The following is a 26,858-nucleotide window of genomic DNA, read 5'->3' as shown; positions in this document are numbered from 1 at the left end:
AAACAAATGAAATACTATATACATAAGAAAATCAGAGTGTTGAAAATTCTGATTATAGGCATAGCTTTACCCGTAATTATGGTGTTATCCGCATTTTTTTCCACGCCAAAGCAACGTATTGTTTTGATTGGCGACTCGACGGTGAGTGGGGGTAACTCCACAGACCCACTGTCTGCATGGGGATGGGGAAATGTTCTTCGGGATTGGGATGAATATAATACATTAGAAGTTATCAATAGGGCAATTGCGGGCCAGAGTAGCCGAACCTTTTATACGGAAGGGCATCTTGCTGCTGTTATCGAAACGGTGCAGTCTGGCGATCTGTTTCTTATACAATTTGGTCATAACGATGCCGGAAGTATAAATGATGCTGTATATCCAAAGGCGAGCTTAAAAGGCACAGGAAATAATACAGAAGTGGTATTAAATAGTAAAACAAATCAGACAGAGACTGTCCATACCTATGGCTGGTATATTAGACAGTTTGTAAGGCAGGCTAAAGAAAAAGGGGCCATTCCTGTGGTACTGTCACCAGTTCCGCGTAATATTTTTTCAAATGGTGCGGTGGTAAGAGCGAACGAAGATTATGGGAAATGGGCTCGGGAGATTGCATCGAATGAGGGTATTGCTTTTATTGATTTAAATAACCTGGTAGCAAATAAATACGATCAATTGGGTGCTTCCGCTGTAACTTCTCTTTTTGTATCTGGCGACCATACACATACGAATAGGGCGGGTGCATTGCAAAATGCAGAAGAAGTATACGAAGGTCTTAATCGTTTGGGCGTAATTTTAGGAGAGGATATTCTATTGGGAAGTTGGGAAGACCTCGATGGAGATAGACAGATTGCTGGTGGTAGTATTGCTTATTCATCGACGATAGCAACAATAAAAAATGATAAAACTATTGTATTTAGTGCTTTTACGCTAAATGGTAAATTGCAGGTTAAAGTTAGAAATGGACAAAATTGGGATAGCGTTTCCGATAATTTCTCTACGAACATTACACATCCGCGATTATGGAAAAACGATCAGGGAGATGTATATATCAGCTATGTGGATGTCAGCAATGGAGCAAGGTTGGTCGTTCAACGATTCGACTTCGATAAAGAAAACTGGCAAACTCTAGGTTTTGCTTCAGGAAGTACCGCAGTTGTAAACTTGCAGAATGCGGCTGCACGTAATCATGCATTGGCCTTCGATACCGAACATACACCCTACGTTGTCTATCTCACAGCGAATGGTCCCATAGCTCAGCGATACACAAACGAATCATGGACGCAATTGGGGAGCAGTATAGATGGTGTCCGTTCCTCTAGTCCAGATATAGGTATTGATAGATCAACGAATATGCCCTATGTTCTTTATATACCGGGTACTGCCAGTACAGGGCAATTGACCTTAAAAAGTTTGGGGAATGACAATCAGTGGATCCCCGTTGCTATTCCGGGTACGATTCCCTCTACAGGGGCCATTACTACAGGTGCTCGGTTCAGTACACTTACAGTAACCAGAGATACCCTGTACATAGCTTACATGGATGGAGGTTCTGGAAAAGCGAGTAAAACAACTGTGATAGCTTCAGGGCTTTCAACTATAGGTTGGACAGTTAAAGGTGTGCTCTCTGATCGTCAAAGTACGGATGTAAACATTGCCTCGGATTCACTGGGGAATGTAACTGTAGGTGCTATTGATGGGATAAGTAATGGATCAGGACGTACAGTTGCACGTATCTGGCGCAAGAATGTTGATCAGGAAGCTTTTGTCGAATTAAACAAGGACGATGTTACTGTTGGAATTGACGAACCTTCGGCTAATTTGTCATTGGCAATTGGTCAAGATTTTAAACCCTATGTGAGTTACCTGAAGAATAATGTTTTTTACAACTATAGGTACCATCTACAGGTTGTTATTCCTGAAGCAGAATTAGAAGAAGAAGAGTCTATCCCCGATGAAGTTGTAACAAAAGCGAAGCGTATGGAAAAACTGGACAGAGGCCTCATCGCGATAAGATCAGACCCAGAATCTATATTTCTAAGCTGGCGTTTATTGGCAACTGATGATAAGGGTATTGCATTTAATATTTATCGCGACAACCTAAAGATCAATGATATACCGATAACGGATGCGACAAATTATGTAGATAGGACAGCCGTCGACGGCCACTATGTAGTCAAGACCGTTATAGGAGAGGAAGAATTGGAAAGTTCTTCTCCTGTGTCTGTCTGGACTGAAAGTCATTTGGCCATCAACATGAATATTCCTCCAAATGGAATAACACCCAACGGAGAAACCTATAACTATAGTGCCAATGATCTTAGCGTTGGAGATTTGGACGGAGATGGTGAATACGAGATTGTTGTGAAATGGGACCCATCAAATAGTGGCGATAATTTACCCGGTCAACGGGGATCGGTCTATATAGATGCCTATAAATTAAATGGAACTCAACTCTGGCGTCTTGATTTAGGTAAGAATATTCGTTCAGGACCGCATTATACACAGTTTTTGGTGTACGATTTTGATGGCGACGGAAAGGCAGAGGTCGCGTTGCGCACTTCTGATGGCACAATGGACGGTGTTGGGAATGTTATTGGAGATGCTGATGCAGATTATCGTGAAGAAAGTGGATATATCCTTTCAGGTCCAGAATATTTGACCGTATTTCATGGCCCAACAGGCAAGGCCTTGGCGACGGTGGATTATATTCCTGAACGTGGCTCAATTTCAAGTTGGGGTGACAACTATGGCAATCGTGTAGATCGTTTTGTAGCTGCGGTAGCTTATCTAGACGGTGAACGTCCAAGTATGGTTTTTGGAAGGGGATATTATACCCGTTTGGTACGAGTCGCTTGGGATTTTAGAGATGGAAAGCTGACTCACCGCTGGACATTTGATAGCAATGATAAAGGAAACGAAACTTTCGCGGGACAGGGAAATCATCAGATGTCAGTGGCGGACGTGGATAACGATGGAAAGGATGAAATCATAAATGGAGCTAGCGTTATAAATGACAACGGAAAAAAACTTCATACCACACAACTTGGACATGGAGATGCTCTCCATGTCAGTAAAATGGATCCATCCCGTGAGAGACAATTGATTTGGCAACCACAGGAAGATCCGTCCAACTACGGTATTTATGGTCTCAATCTTCGTGATGCTGCAACTGGAGAAATTATTTTTGGTGTCGATGGTGAAGGACGTGATATTGGGCGTGCTATGGCAGCAGACATTGATCCCCGTTACCCCGGTTATGAGGTGTGGGGGCCGGTCGGAGGGCTTTACAATATCAAAGGTGAGCTTATCTCTCCCCGAAAGCCTTCTTCTTCCAATTTCGGCATCTGGTGGGATGGAGATCTTTCCCGCGAATTGCTAGACGATGTGAACATCGATAAGTGGAATTACAACAACAGTACTTCCAATCGCCTAAGATCCTTTTCGTCCTATGGAGCAGTCTCCAACAACAGTACAAAGGCAACCCCGGGTTTGAGTGCCGATATTCTTGGCGATTGGCGCGAAGAGGTAATTTTCAGGTCAAATGATAGTAAAAAATTATTATTATTTAGCACAACGACCATCACAGCGCATAAGCTGTATACGTTAATGCACGACCCACAATATCGCGTAGCGATTTCCTGGCAGAATAGCGGCTACAATCAACCTCCCCATCCAGGTTATTACTTAGGAAATGGTATGGAAATAGAACAGCCACATGTCATTCTAGAACAAACGGCAAAACAGGATCAAGAAATCGATTTTCAATCGATAGACAATACTGCTGTGGGATCACCTCCAATTGAACCTATTGCATACTCTTCTTCTAGTCTACCTGTCTTTTTCAAAAGTTCAGACCCGTCGATTGTCTCCGTTGTCAATAATCGACTCATCGTCAATGAAGCCGGAGAAGTTGTTATTACTGCATTTCAACCCGGTAATCTGCTTTGGAATGCCGCTGCTGATAAAGTCCAGCCGCTCAAAGTTGAAAAAGGTATACAGACCATAACATTTGAAACGGTACAACGAACAACTGTTGGCGATGCTGCTACCGTGCTCAGTGCGAGCTCGACGGCAGGATTACCTGTTACATTCCTTTCTAGCGATGTTTCAATCGCTTCTATCGACGACAATATCCTCACTGCTCGGGGGCGGGGCTCTGTTACAATAACAGCACTACAAATAGGTAACGCTTCTTGGTCAGCAGCTAATCCAGTGGCTCAACAGGTCCTGATTGATGCAGCCCCAGATATTGTGGTTTCTAAAGCCGTTTCTCCGAATGGAGATGGCGTGAATGACATCTTATTTATCGAAGAAATTCAGCGTTATCCTGAAAATACAATTTCTATTTATGACCGATCCGGATGGGAAATCTATAGGGCTACAGGATATGATAATAGTGGAACCTCATTTAAGGGATTGGATAAAAGAGGCAAGAGCTTACCAGAAGGAACATACTATTATGTACTGGAATGGCAAACAGAATTCGGCAAAAAGACAATAAAAGCATGGTTTTCTTTAAAGTATTAAAAATGAGTAAGTTTATCATAATGCCCTTGTTGGTTATTTCATTCTTAGCCATAGATACTATGGCGATATTGGCTCAACAAACAATTCCACTTTACAACCATTACCAGACTACTCCTGAGCCGATTAATATGTCCTACGGGTTGACTGACGAAGGTGTTAAAGCATATAGTTTATTAAGAAGACAGTGGGTTGGATTTGAAGGTGCACCTTCAACCGGATATATCGGTGTTACATTACCGCTTCATCAAATAAGGTCAGCCGCTAGTTTTGATATCGTGTATGACGAGCTCGGTCCAGAAAAAAGTGTCGATGCTTCGGCTTATTTCGGAACTAAAGTAAGACTGGGGGAGAACGATTTTTTGGGTACCACCATTGGCTTAGGTATTCGAAATTATCGTGCAAATTATAGCCGGTTAGCTCCCGAAGATTATGCTTTTCGTACGGATATCAATGAATCGGTAGCTAGTGTTAAATTGTCTGTACTGTATTTTCGTAAAGACAGGTATTATATTGGACTTGCTTTACCACGATTTGGCCATTCAAAAACGGATAGATTACCTTACTTGGAGACAACCTACAGTATGAATGCAGCAGCCGTTATTCCTCTCGATAATAGTTTCGAATTGAAGCCCGCTACTTGGTGGTCGGTTATTCAAGGGGAACGAAATATGTTTAATTTCTCCCTCGAAGCCTATTTAAATAGAACCTTCGGTTTAGGTATTAATTATGTAAACACCAAGGATATCGGATATCTCGCATCATTTTACCTAGCAAAATTCCGAATCGGTTATTCTTATCAAATGGGACAACGAAGCAATGGGTTAACAAGTCTGAATAATGCGACACACGAATTTTCTATTCGTTACCACCTAAATAAAAATTCTATATTATAAGACTATTTATTCACCTCAATGTAGATGATCCTTACGGGCAACAAAAAATCAAAATAGCTGCCGTTTTTCAGTTATATCGTGTTTCACTAAATTCATTAAGATATTTAATGCATCTGTCTAGATGCATTAAATATAAATAACAGAAAAGAATTATTTGAAGGAAATATAATCAGAGTAGACAAAGATGTTTCAAAAAACAGATACAGTAATGTATGTTCAGAACGAAAACACAGTTAACTATCGACAACGACTCAAGTGAAACAAGTTTTAAGGATAAAGGAAAATTTTATGCACTTAAATCGATCAAGTAGGGAGTGGCCTGTGTTAAAACTGAACCTGTAATTACCGGAGGATAAAAAGACTCCCAATTTTAATCACTTAATACGTTGTTGAAAATAGATGAAATGGTGTTCAATAGACTTTTTCCAATACTCTGTATTATGGTCTCCTGGTTGACTTATAAAAGTTATTGGAATTTCTAATTTGTCAGTCAGCATCTTTAAGTTTTCAGAGTTTGAATATAAAATATCTTCTTTTCCACAATCAAAGATAAACGCTTTCTTAAAGCAGGGGTTTTGTTTTAGAAGTGTTGATATGCTGTAATTATTCCAATTTTCAGTTTTTGGATTTCCAAGATTCTTTATTAAATCATTCGTCATTCTATCTGTCCGCCAAAACCGTTGGCTTACTTTCTGAAAATTCGGATAATCAATTTCCAAAGCGCCGCTTGTAGAACCTGCTGTATTAAAGTAGTCGGACTTTAAAATAAAATACCGCAATGCGCCATAACCACCCATACTCAACCCACTTATGAAAATATTCTCTTCGTTAATACCAAAAGACTGATGCACTTTTGGAACTAATTCTTTAAAGAAAAAATCTTCATACTGTGAACCTTTGTTTATCGGACTGTTGATGTAGTAGGACGTAAAACCATCAGGTGTAACAATGATAAAGCCATATTGATTGGAAAGTTTTTGTAAATCTATGGTGTGCGACCATTGATTATAGTTTTCACTATAACCGTGAAACAGATACACTAAAGGAAATTTTTGATTTCTACTGTAATAGTCTGGCTTAAATATCAAAACAGTGTCAGGTTCCGTTAAATAATCCGATTTTAAGATCCATTTTTCCTGTGGCCGCAATGAAAGGCATGTTGTCAATAAGCCAATTATTATAAATATTGTCTTGCTCATATTTTGTAATTTTGTACAAAATTCAGCAAGCAATTTGTTGTTTGCAATAACGAACAAATTTGTTAGCCTTTAAAATGATAGTTATGCGAAAAGAAAATTCTACTAATGCAATCAATGAACAATTTTTGTTTCAGGTTTGTGAACTTAATTCAGCGATTGCAATGATTAGCGGACGTTGGAAATCTCAAATTGTTTATTCTATTTCTAAGGGGAATAACCGTTTCCATTTGTTGAGAAGTGAATTGATTAATATTTCGGAACAGGTTTTAGGCAGACAGCTTAAAGAATTGGAAACTCATGCAATACTTGTTAAAAGAGAAATTCCTGAAACTGTTCCAGCCGGTATCGAATATATCCTTACAAGTAAGGAGGCTGATTTAGTTCCTATATTAGAAAAACTATGTGATTGGGGTAAAACCTATGCCGATGGGAAAGAAATTCTACTTTGTTCAGTATAGCAAATATCGTCAATGCTCCAAGTGATGTAGTAACCGCATAACTGTGTTTTGGGCTGTGTGATTACCTTTGGAAAATTAATCTGTACTACCTGAATACGATTTCCACAAGTGGTTTGGTCGAATTAGCTTGTATCTCAAATACCACAGAGAATCAGCAGATCGACTCATATTCTGAGTCAAATCTATTTGCCAGTTTACAGCGCCACTACCCAAAGTAAATGAATCCAAATCGAATTCAAACCCGACAAAGAGCATGAGTTTTAAAGTCTGTATCGATAATTAAGAGCTGTATAAACCAGCAAAATAGAGAATAATTATACTTGTTCTCTCTTTTACTGGCTTCGTGTTGTCCTTCGCTCACATTTGTCGTTCAAAATTAAATTTTACCTATTTTTTCAAGAAGGTAAATTTCTTTGTTCAAAGGCCTATAGCGATAAGTCTTTTTTGATCTTCATTAATCTAGAAAAAAGTCAACAAAGTGTGTTTACAGTAAATTATGCTCCCTTATAATTCTTTTAAAGTATTTGATATTTTCCTCTAGATGTGTGATATACGCTTCCTTCTCTTCTATTATTTTGAGATAGTAAATATCTGTATTTGTACTCGATAGGAAAAATTCGATATCAGACTTCAAAATAATAGAGATCTGTTCTAATCTATAGAGGTCGATTTTTGTATTGCCTTTTTCTAGATTTTGATACGCCTTAAGAGATATGTGAAGTTGATTGGCAATATCTGTTTGCGAAATCTTCAATTCTCTTCGCCGCTCTCTGATGCGCGCGATGATGTGGGGAAATCTTAATTGCTTCATATTGTTGTTTAGTGTAACTTATATTAACTTTAGAGAAATTGTTTGGTTTTTACAAATGTATAGATAAAAAAAATAAAGTCTAGTAATTTTATAGATTTTATTTTTTTTATATTTTTATTCTTGTCTATAGGAAAAAAAAAGTTACAATGCGTCGTGTTGATCTTTACGATTCTAAATAATGAGCATATTTCTCATTTCTATCTGTGAATCATTTCTACTAAAACGATATTTTATGTAGTTGCATTAGTGTGCTTAATATTTAGTCGTATCTGTCTAGCAGAATTCTATAGTTCTTACATCAGAAGTCAGTGAATTTTTTTTGAGGTCAATTCTGAAATCTCTCTCACTGATAAAGTAAGTATTAAATCTTCTCATGGAATTTATTTTAGCGACGATTTGCTACCTAATGCTTTTAAATGAATATTTAGCAGCTTACTTTTGCTAAAGACTACTTGTTAACTAGATTAATTTCCTCTTGATTTTATTTTTCTGGATTAATTTGTTGACTAGATAGAAAATCAGATTAAACTATATTATATATGAAACGAGAACTTGTACCAGACCTTCAGCTCATAGAAACTGAGCAGTCAAAATTAATTATTCTGTATTTAAAGCGATTTGTGTTGTTTTTAAGCGATAAAAATTCGATTTTAATCAGACGAATGTGCCAATATTATACTTCACAATCTTTCAATACAGTCAACTCTTTGTGTTAACTGCAGGATACTAAAATGTTATTTTAATTAATAAATATCGTCGGTAGGGCATTTTGTCTGTCGAAGGGGATACCCATGCTTAATGCCTCTGTTGATATATCTTTCATCTTCTAAATTTCATGTTTAAAATGAAGTATATAGTTTTTTGTTTTTTATTTACCGCATTACTTGTCTGGAGAGCAAATGGACAAACACAGCAGGAAATTACCGGTACAGTGTATGCCAATGATGGAGCTCCACTGTCTGGTGTATCCGTAAGGTTAGTAGGTAATACTATTGCAACGCAAACTGATCAGAATGGAAAATACAACATCTATTCAAAAGATGGTGGGAAATTGACCTTTAATTATATAGGTTATATCCAGCAAACTGTTGATATTAAAGGCAGGTCGTCTATTGATGTTACGTTAGTAAGGGATGAGTCGGCTATTGAAGAGGTCGTTGTTTCAGCCGGAGGGATTCTTCGATCAACACGGGAACAGGGGTACGCAACAACTCAGATCGGTGCAGAAAATCTTACGAGGGGTAAATCTCCGACTATTGCTGGCGGATTGCAAGGAAAAGTCCCGGGGCTTCAGATTAATCAAACGACTTCGGGTGTCAATCCAAACTATCGTCTGGTACTTCGTGGCAATCGATCTGTTCTAGGAGATAACACGGCACTTATCGTACTGGATAATGCTGTTGTCAGCAGTGATCTCCTGAATAATATAAATCCTGCAGATATTGAAAATGTTCAGATACTCAATGGTGCCGCGGGAGCGGCAGCATATGGTGCAGAAGGTTCAAATGGCGTACTGCTGATTACAAGTAAAAAGGGAGCTCCGGGAAGGACAGTAATCAATGCATCTAATACATTTACATTGGAAGACATCAGTTTCTTTCCAAAATTGCAGGATAGGTTCGGCGCAGGATCAACCGCCGATGCTCAGATTTATAGTCCTGAAGAAAATCAGCAGTTCGGACCAGCTTTCGATGGATCAACAGTAGCTATTGGGCTTCCGTTAGAGAACGGAGACCAGCAATATGGAACATATTCTGCGCTAAATGATCGTTATGACTTTTGGAATGTAGGTCGTAATAACCAGACTGATATTTCGTTATCTACGGCAAATGAAAACTCCTCACAATATGTTGCAGGTCAATATTTAACGGGTACGGGCACTACGCCAGGAGATAAATATAATCGTGTTTCATTCCGGCTTAACGGTAGCAGAAAGTTCTACCCGAACCTCACGCTGGATTACGCAACAAGTTATGTGGAAAACCAGTATGATATTACGTCCGCAACGAGTTCTATATATACGCAGTTAACGCAGACCCCTGCCAATATTCCACTCTTGAGTTACAAGGATTGGGTAAATAATCCATTTGCAACACCTGACGGGTGGTACAATCCTTGGTATCTAAATCCTTATTGGACAGCTGATAACTATCGTTCGGATACGAAAAATAGCTACCTTACCGCTAAAATAGAACTGAAATATACGCCATTTGAATGGTTACAGTTGACTTACCGTCCTTCTATTTCAAACCGTTGGTATGATAATAAATCCAAATCTCCAAAGCAGACTTATTCTGATTATTCACTGGAAACGATTGGTCGTACAAACTTAGTCGGCGGCGTAAGTGACGAAGAATACAGTAAATCACGTGTCAATCATGATTTGCAGATTGGGCTTAAGAAAGATCTAAATGACTTCTCTTTTAACCTAACACTAACAGGAACTGCAATCAGCAATAGGTATAAAAATGTTTATGTTTCAGCCACAGGTTTAGAAATCCCTGGTCTTTACAATGTTTCAAATAGGATTGGTGAGGCTGGCGCTAGCGAAATAAATACACTTACGCGGACCTATGCTTTCTGGGGAGATCTCCTTGCCGGTTATAAAAATTATTTATTTCTTCATTTGACAGGCCGTAATGATTGGACCTCCGTGCTTAGGAAAGAAAACCGTTCTTATTTTTATCCGTCTGCAGACCTTTCTTTTATCGTCACAGATGCTTTTGAAGGATTGAAAGATAATAGTGTGCTCAACTTTTTAAAGATCAGAGGAGGGGTGTCGCGTATCGGTTATGTTAATCTTGACCCCTATTCATTGGAAGCTACATTTTCTTCTGTAACAGGTTACGGAAACGGCACCTATTTTTCACAAGGTAGTCAATTGGTTTCAACAGATATTAAGCCGGAGATTACAACCGGGAGCGAGTTTGGTGCTGATTTCAGACTATGGGATAATCGTATAGATGGTACGGTTACCTCTTATTATACACGTACAAAAGGACAAGCGATTCCCGCAGGAATAGCTGTTTCTTCGGGATACTCCACCTATCTTGTTAATACAGGATTGGTAACTAATAAGGGGATTGAAACTGCGTTACATGTTACACCGATAAGAACTAACGATTGGGAATTGACCCTTGGGGGGAACTATACCCATAACCGAAATCTCTTGAAGGAACTTTATCCGGGGCTAGATCGAGTTTCAATCAATGGAAGTAGTGTAATCTATGCGCAGGTAGGAAAGGAATTGAATCAGATCATTGTAACGGATTACGCACGGGATGATCAGGGGAGAGTTATTGTAGATGTAAATACGGGATATCCTTCGGTAGCTTCCGAAAGCAAAATTATCGGTAATACGACACCGAGACATCGTTTGGGGCTTGACTTAAACTTGCGATGGAAAGATTTTACATTCTCTACTTTGTTCGAATACAGGGGAGGCTTTAAATATGCAGCAATTAGCCTAGGTAGTAATCTCGACTTTAGTGGTGCTTCGGCACGGAGTGCATATTATAACAGAGAACGTTTTGTTTTTCCGAATTCCTCATACTACGATGAGAATACCGGTGAATATGTAGCTAATAAGGACATAACAGTTTCTGACGGAGGTTCAGGATTTTGGACCTCTAGCACATACAATAGAGGCGTGTACAGTAATTATGTTGTGTCTGGGAATTACTGGAAATGGAGAGAAGCTTCTTTATCCTATCGATTGCCTACTCATGTTTTAGAACGTTTACGAGGGGTGAAAGGAGCTTCTGTAAGTGTGCAGGGAAGAAATCTATTGCTTCTTGTGCCGAAATCAAATGAATACACGGATCCTGACTATAGTGCCAATGACAACAATGCAATAGGTGTTTCGACCACCGCTCAGACACCTCCGACACGTTATTTTGGAGCAACAGTATCCTTAACATTTTAAAGAAATTGAAAGTATGAAAGTAATATCTATAATAAAAACTTTAGTCGGGGCAGCTCTCCCGTTGATGATTTGGTCCTGTACGAAACTTGATATCAACGAAAATCCAAATTCTGCAACAGCATCCACAATCACTCCAGATCTCGTTTTAACACAGGCTATTGCAACAACGGCTAGTAATGTAGTGACTTATCATTCTTATGGTGCGTTCTTGGTAGGCTATCAGTTACCAGGAAGTGGAATTTCTGGATATGGTGATACCTACACTTATAACTTTACCTCAAGTACAAACACTTCTTTATGGAATAACGTGTTTAGCAATCTCCGTGATTTTCAGTTTATCATCGATTACACGGATTCGGATCCCCAATTTAAATTCTATGGCGATATAGCTCGAATTCTGAAGGTATTCAATTATCAGTTGTTGGTAGATGCATATGGTGATGTGCCTTATAAAGAGGCGCTTCAGGGTGATAATAATCTTACGCCAGCATTTGACGATGATGCTGCGGTTTATGAGGCTCTGGTAACAGAGATCGACGTGGCCATTTCAGATATCAGGTCATATATAGATGATGTTTCCTACAAAACGTTGTCTGAAGATACCGATCCTGTCTTTGCAGGGGATCTTGAAAATTGGATCAAATTTGCTAATAATATTAAATTAAGATTACTTGTTCGGGCTCGTGGTACGTCAATTGACAGTTTTGTTCAGACAGCGTTTGGCACGTTTAGTGATGATGGTTTTCTATTGGATGATGTACTGGTCGATCCCGGATATCAAGCTACGGCCAGTCAGAATCCCCTGTTTGGAGCATTTCACAGTAGTACAGCCGGATCGATTACGACAGCGGCAAACTATTATATTCCATCAAAGTATCTGTTTTCATTCTATAATGGAACAAAGATATCCGACATAAAAAGGGGGAGTTTGACCTTTAAAAATTATCCTAATACATCGGTTGGTCAGCTTGCTGATGAAACAAACAACCCGAATTCGGACGATTATGTATGGTACATAGGTACTGGCAGTGCAGATGCGTTGGGGGTACTGAAAGGACGAACCGCCGGATTTCCAATCTTTTTAGCAGCAGAGACCCATTTTCTTCTAGCGGAAGCAGCGCTTTATGGACACGAGTTGGATGGCACTGCAAAGCAGAATTTTAATAAAGGCATTCTGGCTTCCTTTACCTACTTGGAAAAAAATGCATCAAATGCACTTGCATCAGGACAGGATCCCGAATCTGATCTCCAAGATTACCAGGACGAAAATGCAGAGAATTATCTTGTGAACTTCGATAAAGGTGAGAATGTAGCACAACATCTAGAAGCCATCATTACACAAAAGTATATAGCGCTAAACTTCTTTCATGGACATGAAGCTTGGAACGAATTCAGAAGAACTGCTTATCCGTCTATTGTGAATGGATCCACTCTCGCTACAGAAACTTTTGTCTCGATCCAATCTGGATCTTCCAGGGCGGATAAGTTGCCTGTAAGAAATCTTTACCCCCAAACGGAAGTGAACCTGAATTCTAATGTTCCCAAACTGACAAATGCATTCTCGGATCCGATTTTCTGGGACTTAAATTGATCGTTAACCCTATAATAGTTAAATAGAGAATGAAAATAGATAAGAATTTAATATTAAGCACCCTGCTGGCAGCAACACTAACTTTATGTGGCTGTGTAAAAGAGGAGGGGATATTTGCCGACAATGGCAATTTTGGAATTGTAGAACTCGATCTGCCAGCAAGAACTAGTAGTTCAGCAGTTGCTCGTGCGAAAAGTTCTGTTTTTGAAGCGGAGGACGTTATCACACTCCCCGTTAGGGTTCATTTAACTGGTGTGGAAGCAGCTTCGGAAGATATTACAGTGAAATTGAAGATCGATGCCGAAATTTTAGATAGGTACAATGATTCCTGGCAGTCTGCCTACGAAGTTTTACCAGATAGATTATATGCGATAGATAGTTACGAAGTCACAATTCCTAAAGGCGAAAATGAAGCTGTATTGAACATCCATATTTATCCACCTCAATTCTCTGCTGAGGATTTTACAAAAGCATACGCTCTAGGTGTTGCTATAGAAAGTTCAAGTAAAGGTACAATAAGCGGTAACTATGCAGAGGGCGTTTTTGCGGTCTCTATCAAGAATAAATATGATGGTGTTTATGAGGTTAACGGCACATACTCGGATTACGTAAACGCAGCATTCTCGGGGATCTATCCACAGATAATTAATCTTGTAACGTTGACAGGTAGCACCAGCGAGGTGAATTACGTTAGTTTTTACAGCGGAAATTATCCTCATTACTATTTCTTTAACGCAGGTGGGTCTACTTCATATTTTGGGAATTGGAGCCCGATTTTTACCTTCGACTCAAGTACAAATAAAGTAACGGCAGTCACCAACTATTATGGACAGGGAACTAATACTAGTGGGCGGTATGGTGAAATAGATAGCTCAGTAGACAACTACTATGATCCGGATACAAAGACAATTCACGTCACATATTATCTGGTGCAAGCAAGTGGTCGACGGGGCAAATTTAGCGAAGTGTACACCTTTAAGAGTGCGCGTTGATCAAGATCGTTATTGAATTTTTTGTTTAGTTTAGTTAATAAGGGGGAGGGGTCGTAGCCTCCTCTTTTTAAGACTTCCAAGAGCTTAGAGTTGCATTCAGATCATTTTATTGTTCTTTGCAGACATTTTTTAATATATAAAATACAAATATTTTATAGTAAAATTTAGAAATAAATTTGTGGTGAAAAAGATTGTAGATTTGGGTTTTGGTCTCACTGAGGGCATGTGGTCTATTCTATATGTTACCTATTTCTCTTTTATATTTTCTGGCAGGATAATACTTTTGTATATCAAATGTTTTATGTTATTCTAGGTTAGCTTTAAGCTATCTGTTTTTAACACAGGTACACGATAATGAATGATTTTTTCCATACGTATAACATGTTAATAGGTGATTAGCTATTAATTCTTTTTTTATATTCTATCAGTAGAATAAGTTTAACAATTTAAATCAATAAGTTTTTGTAAAAAAGTATACCATATTAGTAGATTATTATTAAATTTGCAATACAGTCGTTAGATTGTTCTATAATTTGAATTAACCCAAGCTAGTAAAAACAAAATAATGGAAAATACATTTATTCAAGATAGCTCAGTTTTGCACAATTGTCCGTTACGAATTGTACTAGCCAGCTCGTCTTATCGAATGTGTGGTAAAGATCTTCTCTCTCAATAATAGCTGGGGAAAGCCAAGGTTTTCCCCAACTTGCTTTATAGAAGCAACTCTCAGTACTAAATAAAACTCTTTCTTTATTAATAAACAAGGTTTCTAGTGAATGTGAAAGTTACAGAAGATGTGTCTGACGAAAGATTATTGTTCGAATTAAAATCAGGCAATCGAAATGCTCTGGGGTTAATTTATAATAGATATTCCGAGAAAATGTACCGTACTGCATATATGCTGATCGCAGAAAAGCAGCTGTGCGAAGATATCGTACATGAAATATTTGTTCGCTTATGGATATCGAGAAATAAGTTGATAATTAAATCATTGGAAGGATATCTGACGATTTCCGCGAGAAACCAGGCTCTTTCGGTATTGCGAAAGTCCTATAATTTTGCAGATATAGAGGAGGTGGAAGAGGTCCTAGTCGAAAGTTCTTCCATAGACAAAATGTTTGATGTCCATGAAATCAATACAATCGTTAATAGAAATGTCAAACTACTTCCCCCAAAATGTCAGGAAATTTTTATACTTAGTCGTGAAGAGCAACTACCACATAAAGAGATTGCAACCCGTTTAAATATTACCGTGAAGACTGTGGAAAATCAGATTACTATTGCTTTGAGGAAAATCCGGAATGCTTTACAGAATCTAACCTAAAGGATCTCGCTTGTGTTAAGAAATCTTTATGTTTAATTTTATATTTTAATTCTGAATTATGGGTGAATTTTCTACCTTTCTAAGACGTTTTTTCCGCCGATCGGTATCGGGGAATGCGGATAAATTAGGTGAAATTTTTAGAGCAAAAAAATTAGAGGACAATAGTGATCAACAAGCATCTGAACAGGATGTACCCCACTTCAATAAGAGAGAAGTCTGGCAACGTATCGATAGCTCCATAGAAAATTACGAACAAGACGTTGCCTCCAGTTTACGAATGAGAACTATTGTCCAAATTGCGGCGTTTTTTATATGTTGCCTATGTCTGAGCGCAATGGCTTATTATTTATTTGAGAATCCCAAAATAGAAGCAGCCGCTGAAACCAATACAATTACTACGAAAAAAGGGGAGATTAGAAAAGTTAGTTTGCCAGATGGTAGCCTGGTGTGGCTAAACAATGAGAGCAGTTTGACGTTTCCTTTGGAATTCGGGAAGAAGAATAGAAACGTTACACTTAGTGGAGAAGGATATTTTGATGTTTATCGTGATGAGAATCGCCCATTTGTGATTACTACAGAAAATTTTAAAACAAGAGTTCTCGGAACTCAATTTATTGTTCGGGAGTACTCATCAGATGAAGAATCGACAGTCGCTGTAATAAGTGGCTCAGTACAGGTCTCCAAGAATATAGATCGACAAGTTGAATTCACAGAGATATTAGGTAAATCCGATAGAATAATTTATCATAAGGGAATAAAGAAAATAACACGTGACCAATCTGTAGACCTCCAAAATATAACTTCATGGAAGGAAGGAAAATTAAGTTTCCAAAATGTCTCGTTATTGGATGTCGCAAATACGTTGCAGCGTCGCTTCAATGTAAGGATTAAAGTAGACCCTACTCTATATGAAAAAAAGATCTATGCAGATTTTGAGCAAAAATCTGTAGAAACGATAATGAAAGTCTTATCCATGCTGGCTCCTGCGCAACTTACGTTGCATGAAGGGTACTACGAATTCACAGCAGAATAAATTTTATTTTTTTTTGGGGGATAATGGTATTTCTTGCGTCTTAATATAAAAGTCGACTTAAACTATAGATTTTATTAATATTAAAAAGATGAAAGAAAACCTCTACAAAGGGGAAAGAGGAATATGGCTTGTATGCTCCGTCCTTATAAGACCCCTAATTTGAACTATGGTGGTAGCCAGTAGTTTTAACAAACAAAAAAAACAAATATTTAACCGCTTAAAATGAAGTTAACCTTAATGCATAAAGATCCTGTTTCCGGCATACTTAGACTGCTGAGTATCGCCGTTCTTACATTTTCAACATTCTTTACCGTTTACGGACAACAAGAAAGAACGAATAAAATTAATCAACACCTGGAAGAAAAGATAACTTTTGAAATAAAAGATGGCACATTGGGCGCCGCATTAGAGAAGTTATCGAAGCAAACCGATATAAAATTTGCTTATCAGTTTGATGCAAATAAAACGAAACAGAAAGTAAATTTGAAGGCTGCCAATGAAAGGATCCATGTAATCATAAAAAAAATTTTGGAGCCATATAATCTTGAATTTACCATAATTGAAAATATGGCGGTTATACATCCAGTTAAGGTTTTGAAAGCTAAAAATACTTCATCTCCAAATGGAATAGTTCTCAGAGGAAAAGTACTTGATCAGCAATCACAGCAACCTTTAAATGGCGTATTGGTACAGGTACAAGACAATGATCAGAAAGTAATTACCGATGACCATGGAAATTTTGATCTGCTTGTATCTTCTCTGGATGGAATAGAAATCCTATTTTCTCATGTCGGATTTTCGTTGAAGTCGGTTGAATTGAACGGAGAACAAGATATAGTAGTTCATCTTGCGTCAAATGTCCACGATTTGGAAGAGGTACTGGTCGTTGGATACGGTACCCAGGCAGCAAGAACAGTAACCGGTTCTATCGCCAAAATTACCGGAGAATCAATAGCAAATCTTTCCACGACAAGTTTTGATCAACAGCTCGCGGGGCGTGCCGCGGGAGTGCAGGTCACTCTTGGTAGCGGAAATACCAATGCTTCACCACGCGTACGTATACGAGGTATTAATTCGATAAATAATTCCAGAAACCCACTTTGGGTTGTCGATGGAGTGCCTATTTCTACTTCTGATGTCGGTGCCAGCACATCAACAAATGCACTGGCAGATATCAATCCCGATGATATTCTATCCATTGATGTATTAAAAGATGGTGCAGCAACCGCCATATATGGTTCGAGAGCAGCAAATGGAGTCATACTAATTACAACAAAACGAGGAGAGAAAAGTGCCGCGCGTGTAAACTATAACAGCTATTATACGATATCCAATCCTACGAAGTTGCCTAAGTTGTTGAATGCAGAGCAATTTGTCGAAATTGCAAACGAGAAATATAGAAATTCAGGTGTAGAGGAAGATCCTGCTAGACTTGATGATGCAGGTACTGACACCGATTGGCTAGCATTAGTATACAATAGTAATGCCTTTTCCCAGAATCATTCCTTGAATTTGAGCGGAGGTAATGAGAAAACAACTTACTATACCTCTTTAAATTATTTGAAACAATATGGCGTAGTTAAGAAAAATAGATCAACAAGATATAATTTTAGGGCAAACATCGATCATCAGATTAATAAGTATATAAAGATTGGAACCAATACCTCAGTCTCGAATGTTGAAAATATTGGATTTAATACTGGATCAGGCCTGTCTTCGATTAATGCTGTAGCCCTGGTTGCACTTCCTAATGTCAGTCCCTACGACCAAACGTCTGAGACGGGGTATAATTTATCAGGTGATGGAAAATCTTTGGGAGCAGGTTCCAATTTGCAGACAATTGATGATGCGTTTGCAAATATTTTATTCACCATGAATAACGATAAATATGAAGTAAATAGTTATCGTATCCTAAATAACACCTTTGGAGATTTTCAGATACTACCGGGTTTAAAATACCGCTCTCAGGTAAGTGCAGATATTAACTTAGGTTATGACTTTTATTCCCTGGATGCGCGCCATGGTGATGGATTTAGTTATAATGGATTAGTTCAAAATACATTTATTCGTCAAAGCTTACTCAACTTTCAGAACTATTTGACCTACAGCCGTGGCTTTGCTGGACATAACATAGTTATCACCGCTGGTAACGAAATACAGCGTACAAAGCGAAGTAGTGCTGAAGCTGGAGGCACCGATTTTTCAAATGCATTTTTTCAGGAAAAGAACCTAATAAATGGCACTTATACCAATCAAACCTCAAGTGGAAGCTATTCAGAAAGCGCTTTCTTATCTTATTTTGCACGGCTGAACTATGATTTTCAGGGAAAGTATATTTTCGGCTTAACAATTCGCAAAGATGGTCTTTCTTCCCTGGCGGAAGAGAACAGGTTTGGCGTATTTCCCGGTGTTTCTGCAGGTTGGAGGGTCTCTGATGAAAAATTCTGGTCGAAGTTCGGAATATCCAGTGCATTACCAAGTCTAAAGCTAAGGGCAAGTTATGGAAAGGTGGGCAATGCATTGTCAGGCTTCCCATATCTAAGTACATACGGTGCAGCTCCTTATGGTTCTTTAAACGGAATTTCGGTCTCCAGTGTAGGAAATCCATCGCTGCAATGGGAAACAAGCAAGAAATTGGATGTCGGACTGGATGCGGGGATATTAAATAACAGAATTTCTCTTGGTTTTGATTGGTTTCGCAACGAAATCGATAATATGGTGATGAGTGTGACCTATCCCAATTCCTATGGTATTCCAGGGAATTCTGTTTCCCGAAATGTCGGTGCCATGTTTAATAAAGGCGTAGAATTTACTGTCGCTGCAGATATTATTCAACACGCCCGTTTTCGATGGAATATAAATGCCAATTTTTCCAAAGTTAAAAACGAAGTTACCAAACTCTATGGTGATGAGGACTTAGGCGGGACTTCATCCTTAGTCCAGGTGGGGCTTCCTCTCAATATGATGATCGGTTATGACTATGCTGGCGTAAATAAAGTAACCGGAAATCCTATGTACTACAAGGCAGATGGCCGGTTGATACAGGGAAATATTGAAGATCAGCTCTATTACTATGCAGTTTCTAAAGAGGATGGTACATTGGGCGAGAAGACGACATTAACAGATGAGGATAAAATCATCTTTGGAAACCCTTCGCCGACATGGTACGGAGGATTTAACAATACGTTTTCCTATGGACGTTTGAGCTTAGAGACTTTCTTCCGTTTTTCAGGAGGAAATAAAATCAGTGACAGTCAGGCTCGCTCTCTGTTGAACCAAAAGTTTAAAAATAACGGAGTCGAAATATTGGATAGATGGACACCTACAAATATAGATACAGATGTGCCAAAGCTATGGTATGGAAAGGAGTCCTTTATCAACCTTTCTCCGAGTAACCGTTGGATAACTTCTGGAGATTATTTTCGACTGCAGACAGCAACTTTATCCTACACTTTTTCTAAAGGTGATTTCCGTGGCCCTCTAGGCGAATTTCTTTCGTCGGCTCGTGTTTATTTACAGGGACAGAATATTTTTACGATAACCAGCTTCAAGGGCGTAGATCCTGATACCGCGTCCGAATCAGGCAGCGCTGGCACATCCAGCCCGACAATACGCTCTTTCTCTCTAGGTCTTAATTTAAGCTTTTAACATTTTCTAAGTTGAAATACAATGAATAAAACAATCAAATATATACTGTTGCTCGCATCCACCCTTCATCTAACTTCCTGTAGTAACGTTCTGGATATCGTACCGTATACTTCGTTGACGGAGGAAACCATCTTTACAGATGCAGATAGAGTTGAATTGGCCGTAATTGGTGTTTATGACGCTGCGCAGACGGGGTTCTACCAGGGGGGACTAGCTCCTCGGGGATATCCTTTTGGTGCAGCCAATTTACAGCAAGATGATCTGCGTGGAGAGGACGTGATCAATATGGAATCATTTTACCAGATCACCTACAATTCGACATATGCATCCACTTCACCGAACTGCTACAATATGTGGAATACCTGTTATTCGTTGATAAACAAAGCGAATCTCGTTGAAGAAGGTGTGAATGAAGCAATTCAAAATGCCGTGATTACCGAAGAAAAAGGACGTGTTTATATTGCTGAGTGTCGCTTTTTACGGGCGCTGACCATGCATCAGCTTCTGATTGGTTTTGCCCGTCCGTACGCTGACGGCCAGGGAGGACAACTCGGAGTTGTAATACGTGATTTTGCGATAAAAGATGATGAAACGATTGAAAAGGCTAATGCTACGGCAAGAAGTTCTGTTTCTGACTGTTACGAATTCATAGAAAATGACCTCAATTACGCGGAAACCTATCTCCCTGAAACGCTGACCAACAACCCAAATTATCGCGCAACGAAAGCAGCCGCTATTGCACTAAAAGTTAGGGTATTTCTGCATCAGAACAAATGGTCCGAAGTTTTAACTGAGGGAGCAAAAATAGTTCAATCCGCAGGAAGTTCTTTCACCAGTCCTATTGGTGGCTGGACATTGACTTCCACTCCCGATGGCCCTTTTAGCAACAATACTTCATTGGAAAATATTTTCTCGATCGAAAATACGCCTTCTGACCAAGCCAGTGTCAGTGGAGCACTGCAAAGTATGTTCGGAAGCAACGGTGCAACAGTGGGAGCCAGAGGTCTGATCGGTATTAGTCCTATACTTTGGAATCTCACCGAATGGGACGAGACGGATTTAAGACGATCCATGGTGACCGCTAATTTTACCGATAATGACCCCTCTAAAGCTCCTTCCGGGAAAAAGCCGATGCTTTTCACGACAAAATATTATGATCCCTCGTGGGGAGACGATGCCCCGCAGATCCGTTATGCGGAAGTTCTCTTAAATATTGCAGAAGCTTACGTCAGGAACAAACAAGATGTGGATCAGACAGCTCTTTCTTACCTGAATGCTGTCAGAAACCGAGCGGTTACCACAGTCGACAAACAGTATACGTTGGGCTCTTTTTCAGATTATAAAAGCTTTATAAAAGCTGTTCTGGCAGAACGCAGGATTGAATTTGTTGCGGAGGGCAAAAGATGGGGCGATATCCATAGACTTGCACTAGATCCCGATTTCAATAATTATGCGTTGGTTGGCACAAGCTCTATTACCGGTGGTATTCCAGCAAAAGTTTTAGCTTCAAATATATCCACCTCTAATTTTAGTACGCTATACAGTGGAAAAGCAGCTTATGGAAGCATAACGAAAGGTTTGACGGCTATACCCTATGAAGATTACCGTTTTATCTGGCCGCTTCCCGCAACAGAAATCACTTATTCACATAGTGGTGCTATAGTTCAGAATCCTGGATATTCACAGGAATGATCCCTCTCCAATGAATAGGGTTTTTAATTGAATGAAATCTAAACAACAACTATAAATAAAACATCATGATTAACAGCATTTATGAAAACAGGACTACTTAAGTACATTTTGGTGGGATACAGCTTAGCGCTGTTACCACATACAGGAATTTTTGCCCAGGAGAACCCCAGGACTATTGTAAATGCGTCCTTCAGTGGAGTTGTGGTAGACGCGAAGACGTTAGAGCCCATCGAAGGGGCGACCGTGCAGTTGTTTGGTGTGACACATGCCGTAAATACCGACAGGAAAGGTGTTTTTACTTTTGTCACGGGACAGAACCTTCCTTCGCGTGTGGTGGTTTCATATGTGGGATATGATTCGCAAACTGCCATTGTCAAAGTTCAAGGAGATTCTATACGGTTACAGAGTAGTTCAAACGAACTGGACCAGGTGGTGGTCGTTGGATATGGTACCCAAAAAAGATCTGATTTTACAGGGGCAGCTTCAAAGATCAGCAGTGCGACACTCAAAGATATTCCGATCCAAAGCTTTGAACAGGCACTTGTGGGCAAGGCTGCAGGGGTCAACGTATCTATACCCAATGGACTTTTGAACAATCCTCCGGTAATTCGTCTGCGTGGACTCAATTCCATTTCACTCAGCTCATCGCCCCTTATTGTGATTGACGGCATTCCTGTAACAACAGGCAATATCGGAAGTTCAAATGTACCGAATAATCCATTAGCGGACATCAATCCATCGGATATAGAGTCTATCGATGTTCTTAAGGATGCTGCATCGACCGCAATTTACGGTTCGCGTGGTTCAAATGGAGTTTTACTTATCACCACTAAAAACGGTAAAGAAGGCCGTCCAAAGGTATCCTACGAGGTATGGGGATCTGCACAGAATGTTACCCGACTGCCGAAGCTGCTTAATGCTGAACAGTATATTGCAATCAAGAACGAAGCGGTGCTTAACAGTAAAATCCTGTCAGGGAATGAAAATAACTCCGGCGTTGCAAGTGAACTGTTTTTTCCCCAATATGATGATAACGGAAATCTGGTTGAGACGAATTGGTATGATCATGTATATCAGACCGGATATAGTCACAATCATAATTTCTCAGTCAGTGGGGGGACTGCAAAGACGAAATACTTCTTCTCTGGAAATTTTTCCGATCAGGAAGGTTTCTTTGCCAAGAATAAATTTGAAAGAAAAGGAGTTCGCTACAGAGTAGAACATCAGGTGACCGACTGGTTTACGGTGAATAGTGGTGTCAGCTATAACCATACCTTCAACGATTCAAAGAACTCGGGATCGTTGCCCAGCAGTCAGCTGCTGCTTATTAACGGAGCACGTCTAGCTCTTGTTTTGCCTCCGAATGTATCTCCTTATAACGAAGATGGTAGTTATAATCTCAATAGTACCGGGTTATTGGGGTCAGGAGCAAACCTTTTTACCAATACGTTGTATAATCCGGAAGCGCTCTTTGAGTACTCCAAATACACAAATTTCAGTGACCATATACTCGGTAATATTGGAGCCAGTATTCAGTTGCTTAAAAACCTAAGATTCAATACTACCTATTCCTTGGACCGTAACCAAACTACTGCGGATTCCTTTCTTAGTCCGAAACTAGGTTCGTCCGGATACTCCAGTAAAGGATCCGTCAGCAAATCCAACAACATCCGCAATAGTTGGGTATTTACCAACACCCTGCAATTTGATCAAAAATTTAATGCCAAGCATGAATTGTCACTTTTGGCTGGTTACGATATGCAGAAATACAATAATGAAAGTTGGAGTGCTTCGCAATCCAATGTATCGGATCCATTTTTTGAAAACTTTCAGGGAAGTTGGACACAGACATCTACTCCCGGAGGTAGTATAAGTGAACGTCTGATCCGTTCTTCATTTTTCAGAGCTTCATATAATTATGATCGACGGTATATGCTTACTGCGAACTTCAGACGTGATGGAAACTCTGCTTTGGGAGTTAATTCTAAATATGGGGATTTCGGAGGCGTTTCTTTAGGTTGGTCTGTATTTGAAGAGTCGTTTTATAAGAATTCATCTTTGCCGGATGTTGTCGATGATCTTAAGTTCCGAGGTAGTTGGGGGAAAGTTGGTAATGGCGCATTGTCGGCGTATGAATCGCTGAATCTTTACAGTTCGTCGCTGTACGGTGACGTCCCCACTTGGGCAATATCGCAGGCCGGAAATGCCGATTTGGCATGGGAAACCTCGCAACAGACAAACTTAGGCATCAGCTTCAGCTTATTTCACAGAAAGATCAATGTTGATTTCGATTACTTCAGAAATAACGTAAATGGACTGATCCTCGATACACCACAATCTCCATCTAAAGGAATTCCAGGGAGCAGTATTACCACAAATATCGGTAGCATGTACAATCAGGGGTTAGAGCTAAGCTTAAATTCGGAGCTTATCCACAATGGAAATTTTACATGGAATGCCTCTTTCAATATTTCTCATGTGAAGAACAGAGTAACAGCCCTTTCAACAGGAGATTTAGATATAATAGGTTATACCCACACCACAACCGAAGCAAACAATATTACTAGGGTTGGCTATTCTACTGGAAGCCTTTATGGAGCAATAACAGATGGCGTAAATCCTGAAAATGGTCAGCGTATTTTTATTAATAAAGATGGTGAACGCGTGCAATATACAGCGGCTACATCCACAGGAAACAATTGGACCTATCTTGATGGTACACCGGCTGCTGCGATCTCGGTTAACGATTATCAGATTTTAGGAAATGCGTTACCGGTCTGGTACGGCGGATTTAGCAACAACTTTCGCTACAAGAATTTCGACGGTACAGTCAATTTTACATTTTCTGGCGGAAACAAAGTTTTCAACGCGACAAGAGGAACGTTACTTGACCAACGGTTCTACAACAATTCAGTTGAGGTATTGGACCGATGGACCTCTGTCGGTCAAAATACCGATATCCCTCGGTTGGTTTATAACGACGTCATTTCTAATGGTTCCAATGGGTTTGCTATTGATCAGAATGCTGAAAAAGCGGATTTTCTCCGTTTGCAGCAATTGGTGCTCGGTTATACATTCCGGAATAACTTCTTAAACGCTAAAGGTTTTTCATCGATTAGAGTGTATGCCCAGGTATCAAATCTATTTCTGTTGACCGGTTACAGCGGGACAGATCCAGAATCTTCTGCCAACGGTAGTTCAAATACATCGATCGGTATCGAAAAAAATTCACTCGGTCAGGGCAGAACATGGAGCGCAGGACTTAATTTCTCATTTTAATATTTGTAGTGATGATCTTCAGATTAAATTTTCCTTTTAGAAAAAAATATATAAGTACAGTTGCTATGGCCGGACTGCTACTTGCAAGTGGATGTAGTACGGAAGATGGACTTAACTTAGTACCGACGACCCAGATCTCAGACGAAAATGTTTTTGATACGGCGGATCGTATAGAAGGGCTGGCGAATGGTGTGTATAAAAGTTTAAAGTCTGCGAGTCTTTACGGGGGCAGATATCTGCTCTATCAGGATGTACGGGGCGAGGACTTTTTGAATATCACAGCGAACAGTTATACGGCATACGAAAGTTGGAATAATTCCTATAGCAGTGGGTCTAACGATGTAAATAACCTCTGGTCGGCCGCTTATGCCACTATTAATCGTGCTAATATCTTAATTGACGGGTTGAACACAGGAAAGGGAGATGGTAAGATAACCGAGGAAAAGAAACAGAATTATATTGCAGAAGCTAAATTTTTGCGAGCGCTTTCCTACTTTAGTCTTGTTAATGTCTTTGCACAGCCCTATGTTAAAAATGGGGGACTATCTCCTGGATTGCCTCTGCGCCTGCAGGCCGAAACCGATGCCAATAATAATGATCTCGCACGTAGCACGGTTTCAGAAGTGTACGCGCAGATTTTAACCGACCTTGACGATGCAGAAACGGGTTTGCCTGAAACATATAGTACTGATCTGCTAAATACCACTCGGGCGCATAAAAATACAGCCAGAGCTCTAAAAACACGCGTATATTTAACAATCGGTGAATTAGATAGTGTCATCGAAGAAGCTGTCAAATTAATTCCGCAGAATGTCGCACCTTTTTCTGCGGAACAGGGGGTTAACCATGCTTTACAAGCGAGTATACTGACAATATTCGGAACAAGTTATGTGACTAAAGAATCCATATTAAGTATGCCAATGACTACCAACGATGCGCTATCTGGACAATCATCGATTGGATATATCTATAACGTGAACAGAGAATATTATCTTAATCCTAACGGTATATTGAACGATGCCCAATGGGGGGCAGATGATGTACGTAGAAGTCTTCTCTATACAAACTCTGGAAAGCAATTTCTTAAAAAGTATGCTAAAGCATCTCCATTTGTAGATTATATTCCTGTCATTAGATATGCGGAAGTACTTCTCAATTATGCGGAAGCCCTTGCTACCGGTGGTCGAAATCTGAGCCTCGCTGCCAATTTGCTAGAGGCAGTTCATCAGCGTTCCGATCCGAATTATTCCTTTGCTGCTTCGATAACGGGAAATGAATCAAATCTCTTGGAAGCAATAGCTAAGGAACGCCGGATTGAACTGTTGGGCGAAGGATTCCGTGGATTTGATCTTTTAAGAAAATTACAGGATCTTCCGGCAAAAGGAGATTCAAATATCCAAACTTCATCCGTTTCTGTAAACGCTGAAAATTATATTTTTCCTTCTCCCAGTACGGAGTTGACAACGAATAAATTGTTTAATTAAGT

The 26,858-nt window shown here is 39.5% G+C and carries 14 protein-coding genes; 12 read left to right on the top strand and 2 right to left on the bottom strand.

The genetic code is table 11. The annotated features are described in order from the left end of the window. Positions 1-6: 6 nt before the first annotated feature. Together ACSZOX_RS09780 and ACSZOX_RS09775 are read left to right on the top strand one after the other, a co-directional pair. Entirely contained in the window at positions 7-4,527 is a 4,521-nt protein-coding gene (locus ACSZOX_RS09780) for a gliding motility-associated C-terminal domain-containing protein (RefSeq protein WP_437919703.1), read from the top strand. Positions 4,528-4,529: 2 nt separating this feature from the next. Continuing rightward, positions 4,530-5,420: a PorP/SprF family type IX secretion system membrane protein gene (locus tag ACSZOX_RS09775; protein WP_437919702.1), complete on the top strand. Its 891-nt coding sequence runs from the start codon at positions 4,530-4,532 to the stop codon at positions 5,418-5,420. Between the two features lie 374 nt (positions 5,421-5,794). On the opposite strand, the gene ACSZOX_RS09770 is transcribed toward ACSZOX_RS09775, so the two are convergent. Continuing rightward, the gene (locus ACSZOX_RS09770; protein ID WP_437919701.1) at positions 5,795-6,619 is read right to left on the bottom strand and encodes an alpha/beta hydrolase; all 825 of its coding nucleotides are present in this window, start codon (positions 6,617-6,619) and stop codon (positions 5,795-5,797) included. An 83-nt stretch (positions 6,620-6,702) separates the two neighbouring features. Between ACSZOX_RS09770 and ACSZOX_RS09765 the strand changes: the two genes are divergently transcribed. Continuing rightward, the gene (locus tag ACSZOX_RS09765; RefSeq protein ID WP_437919700.1) at positions 6,703-7,077 is read left to right on the top strand and encodes a winged helix-turn-helix transcriptional regulator; all 375 of its coding nucleotides are present in this window, start codon (positions 6,703-6,705) and stop codon (positions 7,075-7,077) included. A gap of 484 nt (positions 7,078-7,561) precedes the next feature. Here ACSZOX_RS09765 and ACSZOX_RS09760 read toward each other — a convergent pair whose 3' ends face one another. Then, complete coding sequence (locus ACSZOX_RS09760) at positions 7,562-7,888, bottom strand: helix-turn-helix domain-containing protein (RefSeq protein WP_437919699.1); 327 nt, start codon at positions 7,886-7,888, stop codon at positions 7,562-7,564. Between the two features lie 844 nt (positions 7,889-8,732). Here ACSZOX_RS09760 and ACSZOX_RS09755 point away from each other — a divergent pair. The 9 genes from ACSZOX_RS09755 (at position 8,733) to ACSZOX_RS09715 (ending at position 26,856) form a co-directional block, all read left to right on the top strand. Then, on the top strand, positions 8,733-11,813 hold the full coding sequence (locus ACSZOX_RS09755; RefSeq protein WP_437919698.1) for a SusC/RagA family TonB-linked outer membrane protein: 3,081 nt from the start codon (positions 8,733-8,735) through the stop codon (positions 11,811-11,813). 13 nt (positions 11,814-11,826) lie between these two features. Continuing rightward, on the top strand, positions 11,827-13,404 hold the full coding sequence (locus ACSZOX_RS09750) for a SusD/RagB family nutrient-binding outer membrane lipoprotein (RefSeq protein WP_437919697.1): 1,578 nt from the start codon (positions 11,827-11,829) through the stop codon (positions 13,402-13,404). A 29-nt stretch (positions 13,405-13,433) separates the two neighbouring features. Further along, complete coding sequence (locus ACSZOX_RS09745) at positions 13,434-14,396, top strand: DUF1735 domain-containing protein (RefSeq protein WP_437919696.1); 963 nt, start codon at positions 13,434-13,436, stop codon at positions 14,394-14,396. 778 nt (positions 14,397-15,174) lie between these two features. Next, on the top strand, positions 15,175-15,720 hold the full coding sequence (locus tag ACSZOX_RS09740) for an RNA polymerase sigma-70 factor (protein WP_437919695.1): 546 nt from the start codon (positions 15,175-15,177) through the stop codon (positions 15,718-15,720). A gap of 58 nt (positions 15,721-15,778) precedes the next feature. Continuing rightward, positions 15,779-16,753, top strand: coding sequence for a FecR family protein (locus tag ACSZOX_RS09735; protein WP_437919694.1), 975 nt, complete (start codon positions 15,779-15,781; stop codon positions 16,751-16,753). A 222-nt stretch (positions 16,754-16,975) separates the two neighbouring features. Then, positions 16,976-20,401 (top strand): SusC/RagA family TonB-linked outer membrane protein, encoded by a 3,426-nt coding sequence (locus ACSZOX_RS09730; protein ID WP_437919693.1) that lies wholly within the window; start codon positions 16,976-16,978, stop codon positions 20,399-20,401. Between the two features lie 21 nt (positions 20,402-20,422). Next, entirely contained in the window at positions 20,423-22,093 is a 1,671-nt protein-coding gene (locus ACSZOX_RS09725; protein ID WP_437919692.1) for a RagB/SusD family nutrient uptake outer membrane protein, read from the top strand. A gap of 81 nt (positions 22,094-22,174) precedes the next feature. Continuing rightward, entirely contained in the window at positions 22,175-25,372 is a 3,198-nt protein-coding gene (locus ACSZOX_RS09720) for a SusC/RagA family TonB-linked outer membrane protein (RefSeq protein WP_437919691.1), read from the top strand. Positions 25,373-25,437: 65 nt separating this feature from the next. Beyond that, a complete protein-coding gene (locus tag ACSZOX_RS09715) occupies positions 25,438-26,856 on the top strand; it encodes a RagB/SusD family nutrient uptake outer membrane protein (RefSeq protein WP_437919690.1) in 1,419 nt (472 codons plus the stop codon). Positions 26,857-26,858 lie beyond the last annotated feature (2 nt).

The sequence above is a fragment of the Sphingobacterium sp. LRF_L2 genome, from assembly GCF_965644235.1.
In the GTDB taxonomy this organism is placed as follows: domain Bacteria; phylum Bacteroidota; class Bacteroidia; order Sphingobacteriales; family Sphingobacteriaceae; genus Sphingobacterium.
This window is presented reverse-complemented; position numbering and strand designations above follow the sequence as displayed.

Coding starts and splice junctions, on each gene's coding strand:
- ACSZOX_RS09780 (WP_437919703.1), top strand. CDS start 7: ATGAAATACTATATACATAAGAAAATCAGAGTGTTGAAAATTCTGATT.
- ACSZOX_RS09775 (WP_437919702.1), top strand. CDS start 4,530: ATGAGTAAGTTTATCATAATGCCCTTGTTGGTTATTTCATTCTTAGCC.
- ACSZOX_RS09770 (WP_437919701.1), bottom strand. CDS start 6,619: ATGAGCAAGACAATATTTATAATAATTGGCTTATTGACAACATGCCTT.
- ACSZOX_RS09765 (WP_437919700.1), top strand. CDS start 6,703: ATGCGAAAAGAAAATTCTACTAATGCAATCAATGAACAATTTTTGTTT.
- ACSZOX_RS09760 (WP_437919699.1), bottom strand. CDS start 7,888: ATGAAGCAATTAAGATTTCCCCACATCATCGCGCGCATCAGAGAGCGG.
- ACSZOX_RS09755 (WP_437919698.1), top strand. CDS start 8,733: ATGAAGTATATAGTTTTTTGTTTTTTATTTACCGCATTACTTGTCTGG.
- ACSZOX_RS09750 (WP_437919697.1), top strand. CDS start 11,827: ATGAAAGTAATATCTATAATAAAAACTTTAGTCGGGGCAGCTCTCCCG.
- ACSZOX_RS09745 (WP_437919696.1), top strand. CDS start 13,434: ATGAAAATAGATAAGAATTTAATATTAAGCACCCTGCTGGCAGCAACA.
- ACSZOX_RS09735 (WP_437919694.1), top strand. CDS start 15,779: ATGGGTGAATTTTCTACCTTTCTAAGACGTTTTTTCCGCCGATCGGTA.
- ACSZOX_RS09730 (WP_437919693.1), top strand. CDS start 16,976: ATGAAGTTAACCTTAATGCATAAAGATCCTGTTTCCGGCATACTTAGA.
- ACSZOX_RS09725 (WP_437919692.1), top strand. CDS start 20,423: ATGAATAAAACAATCAAATATATACTGTTGCTCGCATCCACCCTTCAT.
- ACSZOX_RS09720 (WP_437919691.1), top strand. CDS start 22,175: ATGAAAACAGGACTACTTAAGTACATTTTGGTGGGATACAGCTTAGCG.
- ACSZOX_RS09715 (WP_437919690.1), top strand. CDS start 25,438: ATGGCCGGACTGCTACTTGCAAGTGGATGTAGTACGGAAGATGGACTT.